Source organism: Palleronia sp. LCG004 (assembly GCF_032931615.1).
In the GTDB taxonomy this organism is placed as follows: Bacteria; Pseudomonadota; Alphaproteobacteria; order Rhodobacterales; family Rhodobacteraceae; genus Palleronia.
In genome coordinates this window covers 2,860,250-2,879,035 of the sequence record NZ_CP136759.1, presented here as the reverse complement: position 1 = coordinate 2,879,035, position 18,786 = coordinate 2,860,250, and the positions used below count along the sequence as shown (strand labels likewise).

At 67.9% G+C, this 18,786-nt stretch carries 18 protein-coding genes; 13 read left to right on the top strand and 5 right to left on the bottom strand.

The window, feature by feature from the left end; genetic code table 11:
• Positions 1-2: 2 nt before the first annotated feature.
• The 4 genes from RVY76_RS14075 to RVY76_RS14060 all read right to left on the bottom strand — a co-directional run bounded on the left by RVY76_RS14075 (position 3) and on the right by RVY76_RS14060 (position 4,707).
• Complete coding sequence (locus tag RVY76_RS14075; protein ID WP_317374815.1) at positions 3-1,322, bottom strand: lytic murein transglycosylase; 1,320 nt, start codon at positions 1,320-1,322, stop codon at positions 3-5.
• A gap of 140 nt (positions 1,323-1,462) precedes the next feature.
• Complete coding sequence (gene yaaA / locus RVY76_RS14070; RefSeq protein ID WP_317374814.1) at positions 1,463-2,233, bottom strand: peroxide stress protein YaaA; 771 nt, start codon at positions 2,231-2,233, stop codon at positions 1,463-1,465.
• A 54-nt stretch (positions 2,234-2,287) separates the two neighbouring features.
• Positions 2,288-4,330: a DNA helicase RecQ gene (gene recQ / locus RVY76_RS14065; RefSeq protein ID WP_317374813.1), complete on the bottom strand. Its 2,043-nt coding sequence runs from the start codon at positions 4,328-4,330 to the stop codon at positions 2,288-2,290.
• 89 nt (positions 4,331-4,419) lie between these two features.
• Positions 4,420-4,707, bottom strand: a complete 288-nt coding sequence (locus RVY76_RS14060) for a YggT family protein (RefSeq protein ID WP_317374811.1) — start codon at positions 4,705-4,707, stop codon at positions 4,420-4,422.
• A 116-nt stretch (positions 4,708-4,823) separates the two neighbouring features.
• Between RVY76_RS14060 and RVY76_RS14055 the strand changes: the two genes are divergently transcribed.
• The 6 genes from RVY76_RS14055 to arfB all read left to right on the top strand — a co-directional run bounded on the left by RVY76_RS14055 (position 4,824) and on the right by arfB (position 9,924).
• Complete coding sequence (locus RVY76_RS14055; protein WP_317374810.1) at positions 4,824-5,369, top strand: acyl-CoA thioesterase; 546 nt, start codon at positions 4,824-4,826, stop codon at positions 5,367-5,369.
• 59 nt (positions 5,370-5,428) lie between these two features.
• On the top strand, positions 5,429-6,778 hold the full coding sequence (locus tag RVY76_RS14050) for an MFS transporter (protein WP_317374809.1): 1,350 nt from the start codon (positions 5,429-5,431) through the stop codon (positions 6,776-6,778).
• Positions 6,775-7,680, top strand: a complete 906-nt coding sequence (mepA, locus tag RVY76_RS14045; protein WP_317374807.1) for a penicillin-insensitive murein endopeptidase — start codon at positions 6,775-6,777, stop codon at positions 7,678-7,680. The genes RVY76_RS14050 and mepA overlap by 4 nt, the downstream gene beginning before the upstream one ends.
• Entirely contained in the window at positions 7,656-8,522 is an 867-nt protein-coding gene (locus RVY76_RS14040) for an esterase-like activity of phytase family protein (RefSeq protein WP_317374805.1), read from the top strand. The genes mepA and RVY76_RS14040 overlap by 25 nt, the downstream gene beginning before the upstream one ends.
• Positions 8,523-8,624: 102 nt before the next feature.
• Positions 8,625-9,245, top strand: coding sequence for a queuosine precursor transporter (locus RVY76_RS14035; RefSeq protein ID WP_317374803.1), 621 nt, complete (start codon positions 8,625-8,627; stop codon positions 9,243-9,245).
• Positions 9,246-9,501: 256 nt separating this feature from the next.
• A complete protein-coding gene (arfB, locus tag RVY76_RS14030; protein ID WP_317374802.1) occupies positions 9,502-9,924 on the top strand; it encodes an alternative ribosome rescue aminoacyl-tRNA hydrolase ArfB in 423 nt (140 codons plus the stop codon).
• Here the strand turns inward: arfB and RVY76_RS14025 are convergent.
• Positions 9,921-11,072: a GAF domain-containing sensor histidine kinase gene (locus RVY76_RS14025; RefSeq protein ID WP_317374801.1), complete on the bottom strand. Its 1,152-nt coding sequence runs from the start codon at positions 11,070-11,072 to the stop codon at positions 9,921-9,923. The genes arfB and RVY76_RS14025 overlap by 4 nt on opposite strands.
• Before the next feature lie 129 nt (positions 11,073-11,201).
• Between RVY76_RS14025 and pncB the strand changes: the two genes are divergently transcribed.
• The 7 genes from pncB (at position 11,202) to RVY76_RS13990 (ending at position 18,700) form a co-directional block, all read left to right on the top strand.
• Entirely contained in the window at positions 11,202-12,494 is a 1,293-nt protein-coding gene (pncB, locus tag RVY76_RS14020) for a nicotinate phosphoribosyltransferase (protein ID WP_317374800.1), read from the top strand.
• A 75-nt stretch (positions 12,495-12,569) separates the two neighbouring features.
• Positions 12,570-13,997, top strand: a complete 1,428-nt coding sequence (locus RVY76_RS14015; protein WP_317374799.1) for a DUF2252 domain-containing protein — start codon at positions 12,570-12,572, stop codon at positions 13,995-13,997.
• A gap of 132 nt (positions 13,998-14,129) precedes the next feature.
• Entirely contained in the window at positions 14,130-15,035 is a 906-nt protein-coding gene (gene chlG / locus RVY76_RS14010; protein WP_317376780.1) for a chlorophyll synthase ChlG, read from the top strand.
• Positions 15,032-16,336 carry a BCD family MFS transporter gene (locus RVY76_RS14005; protein WP_317374798.1) on the top strand — a complete coding sequence of 435 codons (1,305 nt, stop codon included), beginning with the start codon at positions 15,032-15,034 and terminating at the stop codon, positions 16,334-16,336. Before chlG ends, RVY76_RS14005 begins: the two co-directional genes overlap by 4 nt.
• Positions 16,329-17,504: a geranylgeranyl diphosphate reductase gene (locus RVY76_RS14000; protein WP_317374796.1), complete on the top strand. Its 1,176-nt coding sequence runs from the start codon at positions 16,329-16,331 to the stop codon at positions 17,502-17,504. The genes RVY76_RS14005 and RVY76_RS14000 overlap by 8 nt, the downstream gene beginning before the upstream one ends.
• Positions 17,497-18,024, top strand: a complete 528-nt coding sequence (idi, locus tag RVY76_RS13995; RefSeq protein WP_317374795.1) for an isopentenyl-diphosphate Delta-isomerase — start codon at positions 17,497-17,499, stop codon at positions 18,022-18,024. The genes RVY76_RS14000 and idi overlap by 8 nt, the downstream gene beginning before the upstream one ends.
• A gap of 112 nt (positions 18,025-18,136) precedes the next feature.
• A complete protein-coding gene (locus RVY76_RS13990) occupies positions 18,137-18,700 on the top strand; it encodes a L,D-transpeptidase (protein ID WP_317374794.1) in 564 nt (187 codons plus the stop codon).
• Positions 18,701-18,786 lie beyond the last annotated feature (86 nt).

Genomic DNA, 18,786 nt, shown 5'->3' with positions numbered 1-18,786 from the left:
CGTCAGCTTCCGTCCGAGCGCAGCGTATCGAGAAGCCTCAGCGAGGCATAGCCGTCGGGGATCGCGCCCGAGGCCCGCTGGTAGTTGCGGATCGCCCCGATGGTGAGCGGCCCGATCATCCCGTCGGCCCCCCTGGTATTGTAGCCCGCCTCGGTCAGTCGGCGCTGAAGCTCAACCCGTTCGGCGAAGGCCAGCGCCCGGTCGTCGCGCGGCCAGTCGGCATCGATGGGGTCCCCGCCCGCGAGGCGGTCGGCCAGGTGGCCCACTCCGATGACATAGGCCTCCGCGGCGTTGTACCGCTCGATCACTTCGAAGTTGCGGAAGATCATGAACGCGGCACCGGACGCCCCGGCCGGCAGCAGGATCGACGCCTCGCCGAAATCCTCGACGGCCGCGCCGTCGATCCCGGTCACGCCTGCCGCGGCCCAGTCGGAGGGCATCCGCTTGATCTGGCGGCTGGCCTGGGAATAGTCGAAGCCCTCGGGCAGACGGATCTCGACACCCCATGGCTGGCCGGTCACCCAGCCGAAATTCGCGAGATATGCGGCGGTGGAGGCGAGCGCGTCCGTCGGATCGTCGCTCCAGATGTCGCGCCGGCCGTCGCCGGTAAAATCGACCGCATAGGCGATGTAGGAGGTCGGGATGAACTGCGTGTGTCCCATCGCGCCCGCCCAGCTTCCGGTCATCTGCCGCGGTGCCACGTCGCCCGATTGCACGATCTTGAGCGCGCCGACGAGCTGCGCCTCGAAGAAGGCACCGCGCCGCCCGTCATGTGCGAGCGTGGCGAGCGCGGAGACGATGTCGATGTCGCCCCGCCGCGTGCCATAGGCCGATTCGAGCCCCCAGACCGCCGTCACGACCTCCTTCTCGACGCCGTAGCGTGCCTCGATCGCGTCGAGGATGCGGCCGTGTTCGCGCAGCGCCGCGCGCCCGTTCTCGACCCGGGCATCGGAAGCCGCGCGGTCGAGATATTGCCAGATCGTCGAGGTGAATTCCGATTGATTGCGGTCGCGCGCGATCACCTCGGGCAGATAAGCCGCATCCTCGAACGCGGCATCGAAGACCTGCGAGGACACGCCCTGAGTGAGTGCGCGGCCCCGGAACCGCGAGACCCACTCCGCGAAGGCACGCGCCTCGGCCGTGCTGGGCGTGGCGGGGATCTCGGCCGGTGCGGGATCGGGCCGCGCCGCTGGTCGGAGGCTCGGCGTTACGGTGGGCGGCGTGGCGGAAACCCTCGGGGCCGGGGCCTCGGACGCGGATTGCGCCAGGGCCACGCCCGGAAGCGCCACGGCCAGGAGAACGCCGCGAAAAAAGATCGACATGGAGCACCTCCTTCGTCCCTGCTCGTCGCGCGCGGCATGCCCGCGCCCGCAGCGGTTGTGTTCCCGAGCCTAACAGAGCCGTCCCGGCGCGCGAACCGCAATCCCCGCCTCCGTCGCTGACATTTCCGCGTGCGGGGCGGTCAGGCCGCGCGGCGGAGGAAGGCCGGCTGGTCGGGCCCGTCGGACAGCTCGGGCATATGGACGTAGCCGCCAGCGTCGAAGCCCGTGATCGCGTCGGGATCGGTCAGGCGGTTCTCGCAGACGAAGCGCGCCATGGCACCGCGCGCGCGCTTGGCATGGAAGCTGACCACGCGCGGCCCCTTGGGTCCGTCCTCGAGGAAGCGCGGCGTGATCACGCGCAGGCCCAGCGCCTTGCGATCGACCGCGCCGAAATATTCCTGGCTCGCGCAATTGACGAGCGTATCGGTCCCGATCGCCGCCGCCTGAGCGTCGAGTGCCCGGGCGATCCGGTCGCCCCAGAAGGCATAGAGGTTCCCGCCGCGCCCGGATCTGAGCCTGGAGCCCATCTCGAGCCTGTAGGCCTGGATCGAATCGAGCGGCCCGAGCAACCCGTAGAGGCCCGACAGGATCCGCAGCCGATCCTCGGCGAAAGCTATGGCGTGCGGCTCCATCGTGCGCGCCTCGAGCCCCTGATAGGTGTCGCCCGCGAAGACCAGCGCGGCGGGGCGGCTGTTGTCGGCATCGGACGCCTCGTCCATCGCGTGGAACCGGTCGCGGTTCAGCCGCGCCAGATCGTCGCTGAGCCCCATCAGCGCCTTCAGATCGTCAACCGACAATTCCCGCGCATGTCCGGCGAGGATGTTGGCCTCCTCCTGGAAGGCGGGCTGCCGCACCTCGTCGTGCGGCACGTCCCAGTCGAGCTTCTTCGCGGGCGACAGGACGATCAGCATGGGCGGTTCCTATGAGTTGATGAGCGGGGGATCATACCTGCGCGCGCCGGACCCTCAACCCTCGTCGACGGCGTCGAGGAAGGCACGGCCGAACCGGTCGAGCTTGGGCGCGCTGAGGCCTGGCGCGCGTGCCAGCGCCTCGATCGAGTCGGGCCTGCGCTCGGCGATCCAGCTCAGCGTGTTCGACGCGCAGCTGAGCGGCTTGTCGGTGCCGTCCACGCCGCGCGCGAGGCGCTGCTGCGCCTCCATCAGCCGGTCGTAGAGCGCGCCCTGCGGTCGGCCCGCGAGCTTGCGGCGCGCGGGATGCATCTCCTCGGCCTCGCCCGTCACAACCTTGAGGAAGGTCGCGCCGAACCGGTCGAGCTTCACCGCGCCCACGCCCGAGATCCGCGCCATCTCGTCGAGGCTCCGGGGGCGGCGCTCGGCCATCTCGATCAGCGTGCGGTCGGCAAAGATCACATAGGCGGGAACGCCCTGCGCCTCGGCCAGCGCGCGCCGCTGCGCCTTCAGCGCGGACAGAAGCGGCGCGTCCTCCTCGGCGACCAGCGCGCGCGGCACCGGCCCCTCGCGGCGCGCGATCGCGTCGCGGCGCAACTCGATCCCCGCCTCGCCGCGCAGGATCGGCCGCGCGGCATGCGTCATCCTGAGCGCGCCGTGCCGTTCGGCATCGGGCCGGACCAGGTCGCGGCCCATCATCTGGCGGAACACGGCCTGCCAGTGCCGCTTGTCGTGCGCACGACCGACGCCGAAGGTCGGCAGGTCGTCATGCCCGCGCTCGCGCACCTTGTCGGTCGGATTGCCCGTCAGGATGTCGATGAGATGGCCCGTGCCGAACCGCTCGTCGGTCCTGAGGATCGCCGAGAGCGCCATGCGCACGGCCTCGGTCGCATCGAAGGTCTCGGGCGGACGATCGCAGAGATCGCAATTTCCGCAGGGCTCGGCCGCCTCGCCGAAATAGCCCAGCAGCTGCACCCGCCGGCATCCGAGCGCCTCGGCCAGCCCCAGAAGCGCGTTGAGCCGTCCGTGATCGGCGCTCTTGCGCTCGGGCGGGGCGAGACCCTCGTCGATCTGGGTGCGGCGCAGACGGATGTCGTCGGGACCGTAGAGCGTGAGCGTATCGGCGGGCGCGCCGTCGCGGCCCGCGCGGCCGATCTCCTGGTAATAGCCCTCGATCGACTTCGGCAGGTCGGCATGTGCGACCCAGCGGATGTCGGGCTTGTCGACGCCCATCCCGAAGGCCACGGTCGCGCAGACGACGAGGCCGTCCTCGCGCGCGAAACGTTCCTCCACGGCGCGCCTGGCGTCGGATTCCATCCCGCCGTGATAGGCGCAGGCGGCATGTCCCGCCTGGCCGAGCGCCTGCGCGAGCCCTTCGGTCTTGGCGCGCGTGCCGCAATAGACGATGCCGGGCTGACCGCGCCGCGCAGCCGCGAAATCGAGGATCTGCCGGCGCGGCCCGTCCTTGGCGGCGAAGGCCAGATGGATGTTCGGCCGGTCGAAGCCGCGCAGGAACTGGCGCGGCGTCGCGTCCTGCCCGAAGAGCCGCTCGACGATCTCGGCGCGGGTTTCCTCGTCGGCGGTCGCCGTGAAGGCCGCAAGCGGCACGCCCAGCGCGCGGCGCAGCTCGCCGATCCTGAGATAGTCCGGCCGGAAATCGTGGCCCCACTGGCTGACGCAATGCGCCTCGTCCACGGCGATGCGGGCGATGCCCGACTGCCGCAGAACCCGTTCCATCCCGCCCGAGGCGAGCCGCTCGGGTGCCATGTAGAGAAGCCTGAGGCTGCCATCCTCGAGCCCGCGCCAGACCGCGTCGCTCTCCTCGTCGGTATTGCCGGAGGTGAGCGCGCCCGCCGCCACGCCCGATGCCCTCAGCGCGCGCACCTGGTCGCGCATCAGCGCGATGAGCGGCGAGATGACGAGCGTCGTCCCCGTCCCCTCGAGCGCCGGAAGCTGGTAGCAGAGCGACTTGCCGCCGCCCGTCGGCATGATGGCGAGCACGTCCTCGCCGCCGGCCACCGCCTCGACGATCTCGCGCTGGCCGGGGCGGAAATCGGCGAAGCCGAAGACCCGCGTCAGGATCTCGTCGAGTCCGCTCACGACCTGCGCCCTGGATGCCTCACGCGTGCCCCGCCCCTCTTTGCTTTCTCAAATACGCATGTCCCGGCAGTCGGTCCGGGTGCGCCGCCTCAGTAGAAGGCGGCGGCGTTGTTCATCAGGATGATCCGGATCGCGTAGACCCCGATCAGCGCGATGAGCGGCGCGAGGTCGAGCCCGCCCATCGGCGGCAGGATCCGCCGGATCGGCCCGTAGAGCGGCTCTAGCAGCCGCGTGAGACCGTCCCAGATCTGCGCGACGAGGGGCTGGCGGAGGTTCAGCACCTGAAAGTTGATGAGCCACGACATCACGATATGCGCGATCATGATGAACCACACGACGTCGAGAATCAGCAGCAGGATCTGGAGAAGCGATGTCATGAGGGCCCCTTATTTTGCGCTCCGCCCCGATCTAATGACACCGCGACGCGGCGGCAAGCCTTGACCGCGACGCGCCCCGGGGCCAGTCCGCGCAAGGCCGCGCAAGGAGAGCCGTGATGTATCCCTTCCTCCGCATGGGCCTCGAGATCCGGGCCGCGAAGCGCGCGGCTCCGCTCGGGACCTTCGACACGCATGTGAGCCGGCTTCGCTGCTGGCCGCACGATCTCGACATCTTCCGCGAGCTCAACAACGGCCGCACGCTCACGCTCTACGATCTCGGACGGGTCGCGCTGTTCTACCGGCTGGGCCTTGTCGGGAAGATGCGCGAGCGGCGATGGGTCGGGACGGTCGCCGGCAGCTCGGTACGCTATCGCAAGCGGGTGCGGCTCTGGGACGAAATCGAGATGCGCTCGCGGCTGGTCGGCTGGGATGCGCGGTTCTTCTATCTCGAGCAGGGCATGTGGGTCGGCGGTACATGCACCTCGCACGGGCTTTTCCGCAATGCGCTGACCGACCGAAACGGGCTTGTCCCGACGGCGACAGCCACGGAGATCCTGGGCGGCACGGCCTCTCCGCCGCTGCCGGGCTGGATCACCGCCTGGGGCGAGGCCGAGGGCGAACGACCCTGGCCACCGATGCAGGACGAAGACGGGCCGCGCTAGGGCTGGCAGAGCGCGCAGCGCTCGTGTTTCTATGCCGAAAAAAGACACGAGGCGGGACGATGACGCAGGCACGGGACGAAACCGCACGGAAGCGCATCTGGGGATGGTTCTTCTTCGACTGGGCCAGCCAGCCCTACAACACGTTGCTCATCACCTTCATCTTCGGGCCCTACATCCAGTCGATCCTCGGCGACGGCGCGCGGGCGCAGTCGGTCTGGGGCTTCGCCATCGCCGCGGCGGGTATCGTCATCGCCTGTGTCGCGCCCGTCCTGGGGGCGATCGCCGATCGGTCAGGCACACGAATGCGCTGGATCGCGATCTTCTCGGTCCTCTACGTCGCGGGGGCCGCGTCGGTCTGGTGGGCGACACCGGAGGATCTGCCGCTGGTGCCCGTGCTTGCGGGGTTCTGCCTCGGACTCGTCGGGATGGAATTCGCGACGATCTTCACAAACTCCATGCTGCCCGAGCTCGCCCCGCGCGAGCGGATCGGACGCATCTCGGGCGACGGGTGGGCGTTCGGCTATGTAGGCGGGCTCGTCGCGCTGATCCTGGCGCTGGCCTTCTTCGCCGAGGATGCGGCGACGGGCCGCACGCTCATCGGGATCGCGCCCCTCTTCGGGCTCGACGGCACCGCGCGCGAGGGAACGCGCTTCATCGGGCCGCTGACGGCAATCTGGTACATGGTCTTCATGGTGCCATTCTTCCTCTGGGTGCGCGATCCGCGCCCACGGCGCGGCGCCTCGAGCCGGGACGTCACGACCGCGCTGTCGGATCTTCGGCGCACGATCCGCGACCTGCCCCGGACGCCGTCGCGCCTCGCGTTCCTCGCGGCGTCCATGTTCTATCGCGACGGGCTGAACGGGACCTACGCGCTGGGCGCGATCTTTGCGGCGGGCGTCCTTGACTGGAGCGTCGTCCAGACCGGCACGTTCGGCATCATCGCGATCGTCACGGGCGCGATCTTTGCCTGGGCGGGCGGCCGCGCGGACCAGAAGTTCGGGCCGCTTCCGGTCATCGTCACCTGCGTCGTGACGCTCATCCTGTGCGTGCTGGCCGCGATGTTCATCTCGCGAGAGAGCGTCTTCGGCACGCAACAGAGCATCGGGTCGAGCACGCCCGACATGGCCTTCATGATCGTGGGCGCGACGATCGGGGCCGCGGGCGGCGCGCTGCAGGCAGCGAGCCGGACCATGATGGTGCGCCAGGGCGATCCGGGCCGCATGACCGAAGGGTTCGGGCTCTATGCGCTGGCGGGCAAGGCCACGTCGTTCCTGGCCCCGCTCTCGATCGCCCTCGCGACCTCGCTGACAGGATCGCAACACTGGGGCATCGCACCGCTCATCGCGCTCTTCGCAATCGGGCTGGTTCTGCTAGTCTGGGTGAAACCCGACGGAGATCGAGCAGCATGAGACTTCCCACGATCCTGATGGCCGCGGCGCTCGCGCTCGCATCCTGCGGAACCGCGACGGTTCCCGAACCCGACATGCGCGGCGTCGCGGTCGATCGCAACGCGGTCGCCAAAAGCCTCTTCGGGGTGGCGGCGACCGGCTCGAACCTTCCGGCTGCACCCTATGGCGGCTATTCGCGCGGCTGCGTCGCGGGCGCGCAGCAGCTGGCCGAGACCGGGCCGACATGGCAGGCAATGCGCCTCAGCCGCAACCGCAACTGGGCCCATCCCGAAACGATCGACATGGTCCAGCGCCTGTCGCGCAAGATGGCGTCGCATCCCGCGTCGAACGGCATCTACGTGGGCGACATGAGCCAGCCCCGCGGCGGGCCGATGACATCGGGACATGCCAGCCATCAGAGCGGCCTCGACGCCGATATCTGGCTGATGCCCGCGACGCTGGGCCTGAGCCGTCAGCAGCGCGAGGACCTGTCGGCCGTGTCGATGCGGCGCGCGGCCGGGGCCTATACCAACGCGCGCTGGGGATCCTTCCAGCACGAACTCGTCAAGGCGGCGGCGCAGGACCCGCGCACGGCACGCATCTTCATCTTTCCGGGTGCCAAGGTCCGCATGTGCGCAGAGGAGACCGGCAACCGCGACTGGCTGCGAAAGGTGCGGCCCTGGGCCGGGCACCACTATCACTTCCACGTGAGGCTCACCTGCCCCGACGGGGCCGAGGGCTGCGTGAACCAGGACCCGCCGCCGCCGGGCGATGGCTGCGCCGACGCGCAGGCCTGGGTCGACAATATCCTGAACCCGCGCCCCGCGCCCCCCGCCGATCCCGATGCCCGCCCCGCCCAGCCGCGCGGTGAGCTTCGCGTGGCCGATCTGCCGCAAGCATGCCAAGCCGTACTCGTGCGCTGATCCTCGGGACGCTCTTGACGATTTCGGCCGTGCCCGCGGGCGCGGCCGATCTCGTCGGGGCCTACCGTTGGGACCGCGATGCCGAGGGGCATGGCGGGTTCTCGGGTATCGAGCTGAGCGAGGACGGCACGGAATTCGTCGCGATTTCCGACCGGTCGCGGATCGTGCGCGGCCGGATCCTGCGGGAGGACGGCGTCATCACCGGGATCGAGGCAGGCCCGATCGAGCGGCTGCTGGACCTCGAGGGCGACAGGATGAGCCAGGATTACGGCGACAGCGAGGGGCTCGCCGTCGGGCCGGATGGCGATGTCTACATCTCGTTCGAGGGGAGCGCATCGCGTGTCTGGCGCTATGACGGGGTGCATCCGACAGATCTGCCCCGCCATCCCGATTTCGACCTTCTGAGCCATAACGGCGCGCTCGAGGCGCTGGCGATCTCGCAGGACGGCACGCTTTATACCATGCCGGAGGTCGCGCCGGGGGGCCTGCCCTTCCCGGTCTGGCGGCTCGACGGCGAGGAATGGGATCTGGCCTTCACGCTCGAGGATCGGGGATACGCGCTGGTCGAGGCCGATTTCGACGATCGCGGGCGGCTCTACGTGCTCGAACGGCGGTTCCTCGGCATCGGGTTCCAGTCGCGCGTGCGGCGGATCGAGCTCGACGGAGACGAGGTCCTGTCGGACGAGATCCTGTTCGAGAGCGCCCTGCGGGAGCACGACAATCTCGAGGGATTGTCGGTCTGGCGCGACGACGCGGGACATCTTCGTCTGACGATGATCTCGGACGACAACTTCATCGCGCTGCAACGGACCGAGATCGTGGAATACTCCGTCCCCGACTGAGCGAGACTTGCGCGGCGGGGCCATCCTGGGCTATCGGGCTCCGTCGCCCGCGAAAGCGGGACGCACCAAGTCTCCGGTCACCTTGTCAAAACGGATCCAGACATGACCCGCCTTCTTCCCGGCATCCTTGCCATGGCCGCAATCGTCGTGGCCTCGAACATCCTCGTGCAGATCCTCTTCGGTCAATGGCTGACGTGGGGGGCGTTCACCTATCCGCTGGCCTTCCTCGTCACGGACCTCACCAACCGCCTGCTTGGGGCGCGCGACGCGCGCAAGGTCGTGCTGGCGGGCTTCGTCGTGGGGCTGGCCTGCTCCTTCGTCGGCACCCGGATCGAGGGGGAGTTCGGGCCGCTCGTCACCTGGCGGGTGGCGCTCGGATCGGCGAGCGCGTTCCTCGTGGCGCAGCTTCTCGACGTTGCGCTCTTCGATCGGCTCAGGGGCGGGCGCTGGTGGCGCGCGCCGCTGGTCTCGTCGCTGGTCGGATCCGCGGTCGACACCGCCATCTTCTTTACCGTCGCGTTCAGCGCGGCGCTCGTCTTTCTCGAGCCGGGCAACGATGTCGGCTGGGCCAACGAGGTGCTGCCGATCCTGGGCGTCGGCCCTGCGGCCCCCCTCTGGATCAGTCTCGCGCTGGCCGATTGGGGCGTGAAGCTGGCGCTCGCGTTGATCGCGCTCGTGCCCTTCAGAATGGTGGTCACGGCCCTGAGACCACGGCTTGCGTAAAAAGTTTTGACAAACGCAAAATCTGTGGCAACGTCGGGGTATCGGAAATCAACGAAAGGAGGTGGTCCAGTGTCTAGAATGATGGTGGAGAACGAGGTCGGAACAGTTATGGGAGGCATCGCCTGAGGGCAGCCCCGCGGGCGACATTTCCATGATTGGGCACCAGTCCTAACTGGCCCATCTCCGAAACATTCGAAGGGCCGTCGATCCGATCGACGGCCCTTTTCGTTTGCGCCGCTGCCCCTATGATGCCTCCATGGGCCTGCGCATCACCGACACGATCACGATCGAGGATTGGGAAATCGTCGAGCAGTTCACCCGCTCGGGTGGACCGGGCGGGCAGAACGTCAACAAGGTTTCCACCGCAGTCGAATTGCGGTTCGAGGCCGAACGCTCTCCGAACCTGCCGGGGCCGGTGAAGGCGCGTCTGAGGCGACTTGCCGGGCGGCGCTGGACGAACGAGGGCGCGCTTCTCATCCAGGTGAGCGAGACGCGCCATCAGGCCCGCAATCGCGAGATCGCGCGCGAGCGGCTGGCCGATCTGGTCCGCGCCGCCACGCAGAAGCCCAAGCGCCGCATCCCGACGCGGCCCACGCTCGGATCGAAGCGGCGCAGACTCGACGCGAAGAAGGCCCGCGGGAGCGTCAAGTCGCTGCGCGGGCGGGTCGATCCCGACTAGCCGAGTTCGGCCGGCATGGTGAGCGTGAAGGTCGTGGTACCGTCGTCGGAACGGACGGCGATGCGTCCGCGATGCGCCTTGGCGATCTCCGACGCGATATAGAGGCCGAGGCCGAGCCCCCCCTGTGCGCCGTTCTCGCCTCTCTGGAAGGGCAGGAACAGCTTGAAGCGTTCCTCGCGCCGGATCGGACGACCATGATTCGTGACCGAGAGCCGGATATGGTTGCGTACTTGCTGCGCCTCGACATGAATCGGCGTGCCGGGATCGCGGTGATCGACGGCGTTGGAGATGAGGTTCGAGACGAGCTGCCCCAATCTTTGCGGATCGCACACGACGAGGGGCGGGAGATCGAGGTCGAGCCGGATCTCGACCTCGCCGGCGATCCGGAGTTCGCCCGCGACGTCGCTGACGATCTGGGCAAGGTCCACGGGCTTCAGCTCGGCGTCGATCCCGTTTCCGAGCCGTCCGCGCGTCAGGTCGAGCAGGTTGTCGATGATCGTGAAGGACCGGTCGATGGCGCGTCGCATCTCGGCCGTGAGGCCGGGATCGGCCGTGCCGGTCCGCTCGATCATGCGCAGCCCGGCCGAGAGCGCCGAGATCGGGTTGCGCAGGTCGTGGCCCACCACGCCGATGAATTCCTCGCGCAGGGCGGCGCTGTTCTGCTCGTCCCTGAGATGGTCGTTCGCATCGAGCGCGTTGGCGATCATTCGCGAGAAGAGCTCGAACATGGCGACGATGCCGCTCTGCGAAAGCTCCTTGGGGTCGGGATCGAGGGCGCAGAGCGTGCCGAAGAGCGTGCCGTCGGCGCGCACGATCGGCACCGCGATATGGCTGCGCGCGCCGAAGCGGCGATAGACTGCGTGGTCGCGCAGGGAGGGGTCGCGTTCGGCATCGTCGATCGTGACGGGCGCGCCGGTCTCGCGCACCGCCTTGCAGAAGGTCTCGTCGAGGTCGAGCACGGCACCGGGTTCGAGCCCGAGGCCCAGATGATCGACGACGTCGCAGACGGTCCATTGATCGCCGGTGATGCAGGTCACGGCGGCGAACCGCATTCCGGTCACGCGCGTGCAGACATCGAGGATCGGCGATACCTGTTCGACCGCCTGGATGTCGGCGATCTCGCGAATGAAGGAATGGTCTGTATCCATGTCACCGTTTCGAAGCTGAATTTCGGGGTCAATCGGTAGCATGCCGGCAAGTATTGGAAAAGCCTCGCGGGCTTGCCCCCCGCGGCGGGGCATGCACATATGCCCGGGCTCAGGAGGGAGAGGCCGGGAATGGCGGATATCGCCGCGCGCGTTTGGAACCACAAGTGGAAGATCGATCCGATCGTCCGCTCGTTGATCGACACCGATTTCTACAAGCTGCTGATGTGTCAGTCGGTGTTCAGGCAGCGGCCCGATACGCAGGTGCGCTTCAGCCTGATCAACCGCACCACGTCCGTGCCACTTGCCCGGCTGGTGGACGAGGGCGAGCTGCGCGAGCAGCTCGACCATGTGCGATCGCTGTCGCTGGCGCGCGGGGAATCGACCTGGATGCGCGGCAACACCTTCTACGGCAAGCGGCAGATGTTCACACCGGAATTCATGGACTGGTTCGAGAACCTGCGCCTGCCGCCCTACCAGCTCGAGACGAAGGGCGACCAGTACGAGCTGACCTTCGAGGGGTCGTGGCCCGAGGTGATGCTCTGGGAGATCCCGGCCCTTGCGATCCTGATGGAGCTGAGGAGCCGCGCGGTCCTGAACGACATGGGCCGGTTCGAGCTTCAGGTCCTCTATGCCCGCGCGATGACCAAGCTGTGGGAAAAGGTCGAGCGGTTGCGCGGGCTCGACGGGCTCAGGATCGCCGATTTCGGCACGCGGCGACGTCATTCCTTTCTCTGGCAGGATTGGTGCGTGCAGGCCATGCACGAGGGGCTGGGCGAGAGTTTCACGGGCACGTCGAACTGCCTCATCGCCAAGAACCGGGACCTCGAGGCGATCGGGACGAACGCACACGAGCTGCCCATGGTCTATGCGGCCCTCGCCGAGACGGACGAGGGGCTGGCCCGCGCGCCATACGACGTCTTGTCGGACTGGCACGAGGAACATGACGGCAACCTGCGCGTGATCCTGCCCGACACCTACGGGACCGAGGGGTTCCTGAGACATGCGCCCGACTGGCTGGCGGGGTGGACCGGCATCCGCATCGACAGCGGCGATCCCGCGGCGGGGGCCGAGACCGCGATCCGCTGGTGGCGCGAGCGCGGCGAGGATCCTCGCCGCAAGCTCGTCATCTTTTCCGACGGGCTCGACGACGACAAGATCGCCGAGCTGCACCACCAGTTCGCCGGCCGGGTCCGGGTGAGCTTCGGCTGGGGCACGCTGCTGACGAACGATTTCCGCGGTCTGACCGAGAACGACGCGCTCGCGCCCTTCTCACTCGTCTGCAAGGCGGTGTCGGCCGACGGACGCCCGACGGTCAAGCTTTCGGACAATCCCGAAAAGGCGATGGGACCGGCCGATGAGGTCGCGCGGTACAAGCGCGTCTTCGACGTGGGCCAGCAGGAGCGGCGCGCCGTTTTCGTCTGAAACTTGCCCGAGCTTCCCTTCGGCCCAGATCAATGGATGTGCACGATGCCGCGCCATCCACGGGAGGAGCCGCACATGGCCCAGTCGGGAAAGACACGAAAGACGCGATCCACCAAGACCGAAACCGTCAAAAAGCCTGCCTCCCACAAGGCGGGCCAGCGGGTCGAGCTGTTCCGCGACCTCGCGGAGCGGATCGCCGGACGCGAGGTGATCGTCCCGCCGAGGATGCTGACGGGGACCGCGCGGCGGCATCACGTCCGCTCGACCCTGCGGGAAGATCACGCGACGCGGATCGAACAGCGAAATCACGGCGCGTCGGTCAAGTTCGACGTTCTGTCGGGGGATTTCTTCAAGTTCTACCGGGGCACCGCGCTGCTCTTCTACCGCGATCTGGTGGGAGAGGACGCGCATATGCCGAGCGTCATGGCGCTGGGCGACGTTCATCCCGAGAATTTCGGCGTCATGCCCGACGTGAACGGAGCGCCGATCTTCGGCGTCAACGATTTCGACGAGGTGATCTATGCCCCCTTCACCTGGGACATGAAGCGCGGCGCGGTGGGGTTCTGGATCGCCGCGCGGGAAGTCGCGGGCATGAAGCGCAAGAAGCGGCGCAAGGTCATGAAGGCCTTCGTCGAAGGCTATCTCGACGCGATGCAGGACTATGCCGACCACGCGACCGAGAAGAACGACAGCTGGCGCATCGACAATTCCCCCAAGGTCATCCGAAAGCTGTTCGAGCAGGCCTGGGAGGAGCGCCGCGACTGGCTCTGGGACGATTACCTGAAGCCCAACGGCCGCGGATTCCGTGCCGATGACGAGTTGCAGCCGATCTCGAGCGAGGTCGGGAAGTTCCAGAAGGCGATCGACACGCTCGCCAAGGACAAGGATCTTGCCAAGCACGACCGCGCGGGCGAGCTGAAGGTCAAGGATGTCTGCGTGCGGCACGGACAGGGCACCGCGTCGCTGGGCCTGCCGCGATATTACGTGCTGATCGAGGGGCCGTCGAAGGACGCGACCGACGATCTCATCATCGAGTTCAAGCGCGCACGCCGTTCTGCGCTCGAGGGGCTGGTGCCACCGTCGGAATTCGACGCGGGCTCCAAGGCCGACCGGATCGCGCACGGGCAGACCGTGCAGCTCGCGCATGGGGACATCTTCTACGGCGCCGTCGAGATCGACGGCGAGAGCTTCATGAGCCGGGAGCGCGCGCCCTTCCGCGACGATATCGACCTCGACGATCTGAGTTACGGCACGTGGAAGAAATACGCCCGCGCCTGCGGGGCCGCGCTTGCCCAGGCGCATGCGCTTTCCGACGATCTGGGCAAGATCGACTACGATGTCGAGCCGTCGATCATGGAGGCCGCCTCGCCGCGCAAGCTGTTCCTTGCCGACATGGTCCGCTGGGCCGAGGAAGCCGCCGACCGGCTGAAGGCCGATCACGAGATGTTCAGCGAGGATTACGCGCTCGGGGCCTTCGACCGCGTCGACATGATCTATCGCTAGGTTTCCGGCCCGGCGGGGCCGGACCGTTTCACACCCGACACACCGACTTCGCCCCGCGTCATGCCGCCACTGGGGCAGGCATTTCCGCGTGAAACGCTTGCGGGAATGACCGGCGTGGTGTTTCCTCGCTTCATGAGTGTCAATTCCGACTTACACCCGCACCCCATGAGGGCCGAGCCGCTCGCGCTGCTGGAATTGCTGAAGCCCGTGACGTGGTTTCCGCCCATCTGGGCCTATCTCTGTGGCATCGTCTCGGCCGGGATCTGGCCCGGAGAAGCCTGGCCATTGGTGATTTTGGGTGTCCTGCTTGCAGGGCCGGTCGTCTGCGGGATGAGCCAGGCGGCCAACGACTGGGCCGACAGGCATGTCGATGCGATCAATCAGCCCGAACGTCCGATCCCGTCGGGCCGCGTCTCGGCGCGGGTGGCACTGGCGCTCGCGATATTGATGAGCGTCGCGGCGCTCGGGCTCGGCTGGATGCTGGGGCCCTGGGGGTTCGGCGCGACCTGCGTGGCGGTGATCGCCGCTTGGGCCTATTCCGCGCCGCCCGTCAGGCTCAAGCGGTCGGGCTGGTGGGGACCGGCGCTTGTCGGCCTCTGCTACGAAGGGCTGCCATGGTTCACCGGGGCGGCCGTGCTGTCGGCCGGCGCACCGTCGTTCTTCGTGGTGCTCGTGGCGCTGCTTTACGCGGTCGGGGCACAGGGGATCATGGTCCTCAACGATTTCAAGGCGCTCGAGGGCGACCGACGGATGGGCATCCGGTCGCTTCCCGTGGTGAAGGGGCCGGAGGTTGCGGCGAAGCTCGCCTGCACGGTCATGGCGCTGCCGCAGGCGCTGGTCGTCGCGATGCTGCTGGTCTGGGGGCGGCCGATCTTTGCCCTCGTCGTCGGAGTGGCGCTTCTGGGACAATTCGCGGCGATGCGCGTGCTGCTGCGCGACCCCGAGGGGCGCGCGCCATGGTACAACGCGACCGGCGTCACGCTCTACGTCACGGGGATGATGGTCACGGCCTTCGCGATCAGGGACCTTGTGCTGTGACGCTCTCGTGGCTCTCCATCGTCCGGCTGGGCCTCGTGCAGATGGCGCTGGGCTCGATCGTGGTGCTGACGACCAGCACGCTCAACCGCCTGATGGTGGTCGAGCTGGCGCTGCCGGCGGTGCTGCCGGGGCTGCTCGTTGCGCTGCATTACGGCATCCAGATCTCGCGCCCGAACTGGGGCTTCCTGAGCGATACGGGCGGCAATCGCACACGCTGGATCCTCGGCGGCATGGCGATGCTGGGCGCGGGAGGGATGCTGGCCGCATTCGGCGTGGTGGCGCTCGAGGACAGTTTCGAGATGGGCCTCGGCCTGTCGGTGCTGGCCTATGCGCTGATCGGCGTCGGCGTCGGCGCGTCGGGCACGTCGCTCCTCGCGCTGCTCGCCACCGCAACCGAGCCGCGACGCCGCCCGGCCGCGGCGATGATCACATGGCTCATGATGATCGCGGGGATCGCCGTGACCGCAGGCCTCGTGGGTGCGGCGCTCGACCCCTATTCGCCCGCCCTGCTGCTCGAGATCGTGGCCGTCGTCTGCCTCGGGGCCTTCGTGCTGAGTTTCCTTGCCACCTGGGGGGTGGAGCGCGGCCTCGCCCCCGCCCCCGCGACCGAAAAGCGGATGCCCTTCCGCGAAGGGCTGGCGGAAATCTGGTCCGAACCGAAGGCACGGGCCTTCACGATCTTCGTCTTCCTCAGCATGTGCGCCTATTTCATGCAGGAACTGATCCTCGAACCTTATGCGGGTCTCGTCTTCGACTTCACGCCGGGGCAATCCACGCAGCTTTCGGGCGCGCAGAACGGCGGTGTCTTCGTCGGCATGCTCGCCGTCGGGATCCTTGCGACGGGGTTCGGGATCGGCGCGCTCAGGGATTGGGTCGTGGCGGGGTGCCTCGGGTCGGCCGCGGCGCTTCTGGCGATCGGTGCGATCGGTCAGCTGGGTGCCGCGCTGCTTCTGCCCGCGACGATCGCGCTGGGTGTCTTCAACGGCATGTTCGCGGTCGCGGCCATCGGGTCGATGATGGCGCTTGCAGGTGAGGGGCGCAGCGCGCGCGAGGGCACGCGCATGGGCCTCTGGGGGGCCGCGCAGGCCATCGCCGCCGGGTTCGGCGGCCTTGCCGGCGCGGCACTCGTCGACCTGCTGCGGCTCGGGATGGAAGCGGGGCCCGCCTTCGGCATCGTCTTTGCGGGAGAAGCCTGCCTCTTCGTGGGTGCCGCGATCATGGCCTCGCGCATCATGGAGGGGCGCAAGGTCACGCGGCCGCGCGCTCCGAATATCGGAACGGAGGGGGTCGGGGATGTATGATGTCGTCGTCGTGGGGGGCGGGCCATCGGGAGCCATCGCCGCCGAGGATCTTGCCCGCGCGGGCCGGAAGGTCGCGCTTCTCGACAAGGCAGGACGGATCAAGCCCTGCGGCGGCGCGATCCCGCCCCGCCTGATCGCCGATTTCGAGATTCCCGACGATCAGCTCGTCGCCAGGATCCGCACCGCGCGGATGATCTCGCCCACGGGCCGCGCCGTCGACATCCCGATCGAGAACGGCTTCGTCGGCATGGTCGATCGCGAGCATTTCGACGAATTCCTCCGCATGCGGGCGGTGGAGGCCGGGGCGGAGCGGCTGACCGGTACCTTCCAGAAGATCCTGCGCGGCGACGCGACGGCGGTGATCTATCGCGACAAGGCGACGGGGGAGGAACGACACCTGCCCACGCGCCTCGTGATCGGGGCGGACGGTGCAAGATCGAACGTCGCGCGCGGCGAGGTGCCGGGCGGCGACAAGATCCCCTACGTCATCGCGTATCACGAGATCATCAAGTCGCCGCCGCGATCCGAACACTACGATCCGATGCGCTGCGACGTGGTCTATGACGGCGCGATCAGTCCCGATTTCTACGGCTGGGTCTTTCCGCATGGCGAGCAGGCGAGCGTCGGCATGGGCACCGGCGTCGACGGCGTGGATCTGAAGAAGGCGACGGCTGCCCTGCGCGTGGCCTCGGGGCTTGACGGGTGCGAGACGATAAGGCGCGAGGGTGCCCCCATTCCGCTGAAGCCGCTCGACCGGTGGGACAACGGCCGCGACGTCGTGCTCGCGGGCGATGCGGCGGGCGTCGTGGCCCCCTCCTCGGGCGAGGGGATCTATTATGCGATGGTGGGCGGACGGGTCGCGGCAACGGCTGCGCAAGCGGCCCTCGTCTCAGGGAAGGCCAAGGATCTGAGGCTGGCGCGCAAGCTCTTCATGAAGGAGCACAAGACCGTCTTCCACGTCCTCAGAACGATGCAGAACGCATATTACAAGTCGGACGAGCGTCGCGAGCGGTTCGTCTCGCTCTGCCACGACGTCGACGTGCAGCGCCTGACCTTCGAGGCCTACATGAACAAGAAGCTGGTCCGCGCCCGCCCGATGGCGCATCTCAGGATCGGTGCCAAGAACATGGCGCATTTGCTGCGCCTCGTGCCCCGGACCTATGCCTGAGCTGATGATCCCGGCCTGGGTCGACGGCACGCTCACACCGGTCGAGAAACTCGAGGTGCACCGCCGGGGGCTCAGGCACCGCGCGATCTCGGTCTTCGTGCTGGATGGCGACGCGGTGCTGTTGCAGCGGCGCGCCGAGGGGAAGTACCACACGCCCGGGCTCTGGACGAATACTTGCTGCACGCACCCCCATTGGGGGGAGGACCCCGAGGCCTGCGCGCATCGGCGTCTGGACGACGAACTGGGAATCGGAGGCCTCGACCTCGTCCATCGCGACCGCGTCGAGTACCGCGCGCCGGTGGGCGGTGGCCTCGTCGAGCACGAGGTGGTCGAGCTCTTCACCGCCGAGGCCACGCGCGAGATCGCGCTGGCCCCCGATCCGGATGAGGTCTCGGAGACGCGCTGGTGCCCCCTGCCCGCGTTGCGCGACGAGATCGCGGCCGCGCCGCAGCGGTTCACACCGTGGATGCGGATTTATCTCGACCGGCATGCGGGCGCGATCTTCGGCGATCTCGTCTAGCGGTAATCGGGGGGAAACCCTTTCGGGTTGAGTGGAGTTTGCGAAACGGGGGAATATGCGGCCGGCACCCCGTGCCGGTCATCGTCGTCAATTTGTTCTCGGGGGCACTGCCATGCTGACCAGACGTCACTTCATCGCCACGGGCCTCGCGCTCGCGGCTAGTCCGACCGCCGTTCTGGGTCACGCAGGCCTGCCGCACACGTCGAGGGCGTCCATGTCGGCGCGCAACGTCGAAATCCGGCCGGATGTCGATGTCGACACGATCCACATCTTTCCGGAATATTTCTCGCTCTACCACGTACGCGCACCCGGCTTTGCCCGCGAGTACCACATCGCTGTGGGCGATCAGGGCCGCAATCTCGGCGGTGACACGGTTATCCGCCGCAAGGAGGAATGGCCGAGCTGGACCCCCACGGCGAACATGATCCGGCGCGAGCCCGAGACATACACGAAATACGCGGGCGGCATGCCGGGCGGACCGGACAACCCACTGGGCGCGCGGGCCATGTATCTCTATCGCGGGGGACGCGACACGATGTATCGCATTCACGGAACGCCCCAGCCCTGGACGATCGGAACGGCGGTAAGCTCGGGTTGTATCCGCCTGACCAATGACGATGTGAGCGAGCTCTATCCAAACGTGAAGCTCGGAACGCGCGTCACCTCCTACCTCTGAGATTTTCGGCTAATTCTCGGCTTTCGCGAAAGCGAATCGTAATTCGTTTGCCTCATTGATCTCCCCGTCTTGGTCAGAAGGATGAG

What these genes read in the sequence shown, in the direction of transcription:
- chlG (WP_317376780.1), top strand. Translation starts at nt 14,130, where the DNA reads ATGAGTGTCAATTCCGACTTACACCCGCACCCCATGAGGGCCGAGCCG.
- yaaA (WP_317374814.1), bottom strand. Translation starts at nt 2,233, where the DNA reads ATGCTGATCGTCCTGTCGCCCGCGAAGAAGCTCGACTGGGACGTGCCG.
- mepA (WP_317374807.1), top strand. Translation starts at nt 6,775, where the DNA reads ATGAGACTTCCCACGATCCTGATGGCCGCGGCGCTCGCGCTCGCATCC.
- RVY76_RS14050 (WP_317374809.1), top strand. Translation starts at nt 5,429, where the DNA reads ATGACGCAGGCACGGGACGAAACCGCACGGAAGCGCATCTGGGGATGG.
- RVY76_RS13990 (WP_317374794.1), top strand. Translation starts at nt 18,137, where the DNA reads ATGCTGACCAGACGTCACTTCATCGCCACGGGCCTCGCGCTCGCGGCT.
- pncB (WP_317374800.1), top strand. Translation starts at nt 11,202, where the DNA reads ATGGCGGATATCGCCGCGCGCGTTTGGAACCACAAGTGGAAGATCGAT.
- arfB (WP_317374802.1), top strand. Translation starts at nt 9,502, where the DNA reads ATGGGCCTGCGCATCACCGACACGATCACGATCGAGGATTGGGAAATC.
- RVY76_RS14035 (WP_317374803.1), top strand. Translation starts at nt 8,625, where the DNA reads ATGACCCGCCTTCTTCCCGGCATCCTTGCCATGGCCGCAATCGTCGTG.
- RVY76_RS14015 (WP_317374799.1), top strand. Translation starts at nt 12,570, where the DNA reads ATGGCCCAGTCGGGAAAGACACGAAAGACGCGATCCACCAAGACCGAA.
- idi (WP_317374795.1), top strand. Translation starts at nt 17,497, where the DNA reads ATGCCTGAGCTGATGATCCCGGCCTGGGTCGACGGCACGCTCACACCG.
- RVY76_RS14000 (WP_317374796.1), top strand. Translation starts at nt 16,329, where the DNA reads ATGTATGATGTCGTCGTCGTGGGGGGCGGGCCATCGGGAGCCATCGCC.
- RVY76_RS14025 (WP_317374801.1), bottom strand. Translation starts at nt 11,072, where the DNA reads ATGGATACAGACCATTCCTTCATTCGCGAGATCGCCGACATCCAGGCG.
- RVY76_RS14060 (WP_317374811.1), bottom strand. Translation starts at nt 4,707, where the DNA reads ATGACATCGCTTCTCCAGATCCTGCTGCTGATTCTCGACGTCGTGTGG.
- RVY76_RS14075 (WP_317374815.1), bottom strand. Translation starts at nt 1,322, where the DNA reads ATGTCGATCTTTTTTCGCGGCGTTCTCCTGGCCGTGGCGCTTCCGGGC.
- RVY76_RS14040 (WP_317374805.1), top strand. Translation starts at nt 7,656, where the DNA reads ATGCCAAGCCGTACTCGTGCGCTGATCCTCGGGACGCTCTTGACGATT.
- RVY76_RS14055 (WP_317374810.1), top strand. Translation starts at nt 4,824, where the DNA reads ATGTATCCCTTCCTCCGCATGGGCCTCGAGATCCGGGCCGCGAAGCGC.